This is a genomic window from Bacillus sp. GMa5/1 (assembly GCF_050172015.1).
Lineage (GTDB): Bacteria > Bacillota > Bacilli > Bacillales > Bacillaceae_G > Bacillus_A > Bacillus_A cereus.
The window spans coordinates 1-1,097 of record NZ_JBNLYC010000423.1 but is presented as its reverse complement, the minus strand read 5'-3'; the positions used below and the strand labels follow the sequence as shown (position 1 = coordinate 1,097).

Genomic DNA, 1,097 nt, shown 5'->3' with positions numbered 1-1,097 from the left:
ATACAAAAACCGCATTCTTAATGAAAAGAATACGGTTTTTCATCTATAATTCTTCAATTGTAAAATTTAAAAACTCAGTCTCAAATCCATTATTTTTAGAAGGACTACACGTGTAAAAACCTATTTTAATAGGCTCACTCCCTATATCCTCCATTAAATGAGCGATTCTTATTTGTTCCCATTGATGGCTCTTTTTCACATATATTGTATAATCACCGCGTTTTCGAATAATTCGAAAACGAAGTTGTTGCTTAGCTGCTTCTGTTGGATAATCTTGCGTTGACCAATCAGAATATCCATTATTCGTTACGACAGCACCTAAGTGAGATGGCCCTTCAGGGATATATTCTAAAGATGTTTTTAGCCAACAGTTCTCCGAAATCATAACAAAAAGACCTGCTTGATCGAATTTTGAATTTGGATTCATACGTAACTGAACTTCAGCTTGAAAGTCTGTCATCATCTCATTATAAAATACATGACCATTCATTACTTCAAAACCATAATGTGTTTTAAGCCAAAAATCGGTTTCTGCTTTCGAACGGACAATAAACGCATGATTATCATTAATTTTATAGTATTCAGGTACATTCATTATAGTGAGTTGCTCAATACGTTCTGGTATATACGATATATTCATAGCTCCTCCATAATAAAGCATTTATATAGACATTTAAAACTCCGCTAATACTGGGAATTTATAACCTTTAAAATCTAACTCTTTATCACTTCGAACCATTAAATACTTGCTAGACTGTAATTCTGTAAACTGTACATCCTCAACCCCTAATTGATCCGGTGAAAAATAAAATTCGATTTCCGTAAACCTTTCATTGATTTCTCCACATAATTCATCTAAAACCGGAAGTACTGGCGCAAATACTCCAAATAATTTCAACTTTTCATTGTCTACTTCATAAACGATTAAAGCATCTAGTTTCTCTGAATAATACAATTTCTCATTCCATTCCGAATCATACATATTCAAATAAAATGAAGGATGGAAGTTTAAAGTTGAAAAACTATTTGAAAGTCTTTGGCTACTATCAATCGTTTCATGTATTAACTGTCTATTCTCTATATTATAGAAATCTAAC

The 1,097-nt window shown here is 31.9% G+C and carries 1 protein-coding gene and 1 pseudogene; both read right to left on the bottom strand.

The genetic code is table 11. The features are described from left to right. Positions 1 to 43: 43 nt before the first annotated feature. Complete coding sequence (locus ACQGSG_RS29145; protein ID WP_001027681.1) at positions 44 to 640, bottom strand: DUF1349 domain-containing protein; 597 nt, start codon at positions 638 to 640, stop codon at positions 44 to 46. A 33-nt stretch (positions 641 to 673) separates the two neighbouring features. Further along, positions 674 to 1,097 (bottom strand): annotated as a pseudogene (locus ACQGSG_RS29140) (GNAT family N-acetyltransferase); the annotation flags it as partial.

What these genes read in the sequence shown, in the direction of transcription:
- ACQGSG_RS29145 (WP_001027681.1), bottom strand. Translation starts at nt 640, where the DNA reads ATGAATATATCGTATATACCAGAACGTATTGAGCAACTCACTATAATG.